The 4,725-nt window shown below is 35.6% G+C and carries 3 protein-coding genes; 2 read left to right on the top strand and 1 reads right to left on the bottom strand.

Annotated elements, in window-relative coordinates:
• Nucleotides 1-470: 470 nt before the first annotated feature.
• A complete protein-coding gene (locus E1171_RS07230; RefSeq protein ID WP_155205341.1) occupies nucleotides 471-1,472 on the bottom strand; it encodes an NADP-dependent oxidoreductase in 1,002 nt (333 codons plus the stop codon).
• A 266-nt stretch (nucleotides 1,473-1,738) separates the two neighbouring features.
• Here E1171_RS07230 and E1171_RS07225 point away from each other — a divergent pair, with 266 nt between their 5' ends.
• Together E1171_RS07225 and E1171_RS07220 are read left to right on the top strand one after the other, a co-directional pair.
• A complete protein-coding gene (locus E1171_RS07225; protein ID WP_155205340.1) occupies nucleotides 1,739-3,661 on the top strand; it encodes a multicopper oxidase family protein in 1,923 nt (640 codons plus the stop codon).
• 115 nt (nucleotides 3,662-3,776) lie between these two features.
• Nucleotides 3,777-4,622, top strand: coding sequence for a pirin family protein (locus E1171_RS07220; RefSeq protein ID WP_155205339.1), 846 nt, complete (start codon nucleotides 3,777-3,779; stop codon nucleotides 4,620-4,622).
• Nucleotides 4,623-4,725: the final 103 nt, after the last annotated feature.

Below are 4,725 nucleotides of genomic sequence, written 5' to 3'. Positions count from 1 at the left end.
AAATGAGTTTATCGATCCAAATCAATCCTTTCAGACCAAAATATGTTTCTAAAAAAATATTTATAAAATACAGGTGTTAAACTCATTCCTAATCTATTTATCGGATGATTATAATAAAAAACATCTTTCTATTAAAATCTAGTAATAAGGATTCAACCCATTTGCTACTAAAAATTAGACTTATAATTTCCTTCATCGTAAGTTATAGGCAAACTTTAATAGTGTAAAATAAAAATAAGAAATAGGTAAAAGAGAAGTAAAATTTAATGTTTCCCTTTTCTTAAAATCCCATAACCAGGATAATTATTAAAAAAAGAGGAAGAGTAATGAAAAAAGATTTTTAATTGGAGAGTTATAATCAGTAAACACTTTGACTTTAACTCTCCATTCAATTATTAATTAAGTATCTCACTAACCCCAAAATTTAGGTAAAACTATTTCAGAAAAAGAGTGGCCTTTCCCTCACCCAATCATTCTACCTTTACAACCATCTTCCCCAAATTCTTCCCAGTGAACAGATCCAAAAAAGCCTGTGGGATATTATCAAAACCTTCCATAACGGTCTCCCTATATTTTAACTTTCCTTCCCCCAACCATTTTGCTAAATGCTGAATTCCTTCCTGAACACGATCTGCATAATCCCAAACTATAAAACCTTTCATCAAAGCACTCTTAATTAATAGCTGTCCCATTACCCTTGGTCCCACTGGAGGTTTATCCAGATTATATAATGAGATTTGTCCACAGATCGCTATGCGCGCAAATTTATTAATTCGGGAAATTACAGCATCAGAAATTTCTCCTCCCACATTGTCAAAATAAACATCTACACCATCAGGAGCTACTTGCATGAGATCTTCCAATACTTTTCCTTCCCTATAGTTGATCACTGCATCAAACCCCAATTCATCTCTCAAAAATCTACATTTCTCTGCTGATCCCGCAATACCTACAACTCTACATCCTTGAATTTTGGCAATCTGACCTACAACACTTCCTACAGCACCAGCAGCTCCCGAAACGACTACAGTTTCACCAGCCTTAGGTTTTCCTATATCCATCAATCCAAAGTAAGCAGTTAAACCAGGCATCCCCAGAATTCCCAGATAAGCAGACAATCCCGCTAAATTAGGATCGACCTTTTCGAGCCCCTTGGTTTTGGTCGTCTGAAATTTTTCCCAACCCAACAGAGCGGTAACATAATCACCTTTTTTAAAGCCCTCGTCTTTGCTTTCCATCACTTCGGCGACCACCCCCGACCTAATCACCTCATTTAGGCGATATGGCTCAACATAAGATTTTACATCATTCATTCTCCCTCTTATATAAGGGTCAACAGAGACATATAAACTTTTCAATAGTACCTCCCCTTCACTAGGTACTGGCATCTCAGAAGAAAGGATTTCAAAATTACCTAAGTCAGGCATTCCCTTAGGACGGCTTTTTAAAATAATCTTTTTATTTGTTGACATGTTTCATTCAATTATCTATAACATTTGCTTTATCAATATTTAAATTACCTTTTTTCAGCATGAAATAACAGTCGGAGTATAAATTTTCTCCCTGGAATTTCAATCAAATACTTATCGACAATTTTGGATACTTAACTCCTTGTCAATACATCATCCATATTTACTACATAGTCCAATACACAGTAATAAGTAGGCTCTTCATTTTTCCGTGAACCCTGTAATGAAAAGAGATGTTTTTTTTACACCTACTATAAAAGTCAGCAAATATGACTTCCAACCTATTATTTGGGCGAAGTATTTTATTTTTCAATTATTACTCCAATTGGGTAACAGCTGTTTTTTTAACCTTTTTGATTTGTGGCTGTCTCCCTAAAGAAAAGAAAAAAACTAATTCTGAATCAAAGAGGGTAACTTTACTATCTCCTGAAAGTCAACAAAAATTTATAAACCCCCTTCCTATTCCTCAAAGAATTCACACAAAGAGGGGTAGCCACTATCAAATTCCTATCAAGGAAGCTTTTTTCTGGCTAGGACTTAAAAGTAAATCCGGAGATTCCCTCAAAACAAAAATGTGGGGGTTTGAATATGAAGGAAAGGTTTATTCCCCTGGCCCCACTTTTTTAGCTCAAACTGATGAGCCAATTACTGTTCAATGGAATAATCAATTGCCTCCACACCCACATATTCTTCCAGTTGATTATTCCATTCATACTCCTCATTTGAAAGACAGTAATTCCTTACCCATTGTCATACATCTTCATGGCGGTCATACCGAATCAGAAAGCGATGGATACCCAGAGGCCTGGTACACCCAGAATTACCAGGAATTAGGTCCGGATTATGTGAAAAAAAATTACTATTATGACAATAGCCAGGAGGCTACGACCCTTTGGTACCATGACCACACAATTGGCATGACCCGGCTAAACGTTTATGCAGGATTATACGGTTTCTATTTAATCAGTGACCCTAATGAAAAACGACTCCAGGAAGAAAATGTACTCCCTCCTGATAGCTTAACCCTAGAAATTGTCTTTAATGATGCCAATTTCACCGAAAAAGGAGAGCTATACTATCCGGGAAGACATGGACAACCCATTGATCCCATTATCAAAAAGAAAATTGAAGAAAATTGGCCAGATCCCACACATTTTGATGAATTCTTTGGTGAATTTATCATGGCAAACAATATGTGCTGGCCAAAATTAGAGGTAAAACCCTGCATTTACAGATTTCGGATTTTAAACGGGTCCTCTTCAAGAACCTTTGTATTGGAGTTTGAAAATCAAATGCAATTTTATCAGATTGGCTCAGATGGTGGTTTTTTAGAAAAGCCCGTTTCCCTCACCCTATTAGTACTAGCACCAGCAGAAAGAGCCGACCTATTGGTAGATTTTTCCAAATTTAAGGGGAAAAATATTATTTTGAAGAATTTGGGTCCAGAATTACCATTTAGAGGATATGTTAATCCAAAGGACCCCAAAAATTCAACTAAACTGATATATAATAAAGGAGGAAACCAAAAAATCACAGATGGATTTGGAGGTTTTGCTTCAATTGCTGACCCAAACTCAACCGGCCTAGTCATGCGTTTTGATGTTGAAAATAACAAAAACACTCAAAGAATTAATTTTAACTCTTCAATTTCATTACGCTCCTCATTTCCAACCCTTGAACCCCACAAAGCTATCAAAACTAGAAAACTAATTCTTTTTAATCTCAAAGATGATTTGGGAAGAACATTGACCCTTTTGGGAACCTTGGATAAAGGGTCACTTTTTTTCATGGACTCAGTGACAGAGATTATTGAAAAAAATACCATAGAAATCTGGGAAATTTATAACACCACTAATTCGGCCCATCCCATCCATCTGCATCAGGTTCAATTTCAAGTTCTTAACCGCCAATTATATGAAGGTGATTTAGTGTTCCATGACCAGAAATTAATGGATACAGACCGGACTTTTAAAGGTGCTCATTTGAAGTTTAAAACATTTAAAGGAGAGCCAATCCTTCCTCAAGCCATTGAAAAAGGTCTAAAAGACACCGCCCTTTCCCTGGCAGGACAAGTGACCCGACTTATTGCCTATTTTGACCGATCCGGAAAATATGTCTGGCATTGCCATATCATCACTCATGAAGATTATGATATGATGCGGCCATTTATTGTAGTGGAAAAGACTCACTAAAAAAGGGAAATAGGCTTTTCCAAGTTTTTCACCTTCTAATTATAACCCTTTTGCCACCTCGAACGTTTCATAAATTACAATAGTTGTAATTACATTAAATACAGGAGTATTAATCATGAGAAAGACTATAAAACAAATCATTACATCTCAAGATGTAATGATGGGCAAAGCTCGTATAGGACAACCTCTTCCTTCTAAACAGGTAGAAACAATTGACCCTTTTATTTTACTACACCATGCTGGGCCCAAAAATTATCCAGCAGGAAATGAAATTTTTGATGTTGCTCCTCATCCTCATCGAGGCTTTGAGCCAATTACATTTATATTCAAAGGAGAAGTTGAACATAAAGATTCCTTAGGAAATCATAAAGTTGTGGGGCAACGGGGTGTTCAATGGATAACAGCAGGAAGAGGAATCATTCACTCAGAGGGAGCACCTAAAACTTTCCAAGAAAAGGGAGGGGATTTTGAATTGATACAACTTTGGGCAAATCTTCCAAAAAATCTAAAGATGACACCGCCAAACTATCAGGCTTTTACAGGTGAAGAAATACCTTTTATTAAGGAAAACAATTACAGAGTAAATGTAATATCCGGAAATTATAAAAATGTAAAAGGGCCTATTAAATCATTAACTGAAATTACAGCACTTACCATTGAATTGGATAAAAACGGGAAAGTTTTTTTTGATTTTCCTTCTGATAAAAATACACTATTATACCAATTGCATGGAAACACAACGATTAATGAAAAACAAATAGGAAATAAACAATTGGTTGAATTTGAAGGAGAAGGGAATGAAATTGAGGTAAAAGCACAAGAAAAAAGCTTGATCTTGCTTTTAGCAGGAAAACCTAACCAAGAGCCCATTAGCCAATATGGCCCCTTTGTTATGAATACCCAAACAGAAGTGCTAGAAGCTATGCGAGATTACCAAAATGGAAAAATGGGCTTTTTATAAACAAATCAGGAAAAATTCAATCATTTCTGCCAATAAAATTTACATTTCACAGTTTTATTTATACATTTGTCGAATAATATAAAATATAATGAACAAAGGAATT

Source organism: Xanthovirga aplysinae, from assembly GCF_009711365.1.
Taxonomy (GTDB): Bacteria; Bacteroidota; Bacteroidia; order Cytophagales; family Cyclobacteriaceae; genus Xanthovirga; species Xanthovirga aplysinae.
Note: the sequence above shows the minus strand (reverse complement) of the source record. Positions and strands in the feature narration are given on the sequence as shown.

Bases quoted from the DNA above. Each gene is read 5' to 3' on its own strand.
- E1171_RS07230 (WP_155205341.1), bottom strand. From the start codon at position 1,472: ATGTCAACAAATAAAAAGATTATTTTAAAAAGCCGTCCTAAGGGAATG.
- E1171_RS07225 (WP_155205340.1), top strand. From the start codon at position 1,739: ATGACTTCCAACCTATTATTTGGGCGAAGTATTTTATTTTTCAATTAT.
- E1171_RS07220 (WP_155205339.1), top strand. From the start codon at position 3,777: ATGAGAAAGACTATAAAACAAATCATTACATCTCAAGATGTAATGATG.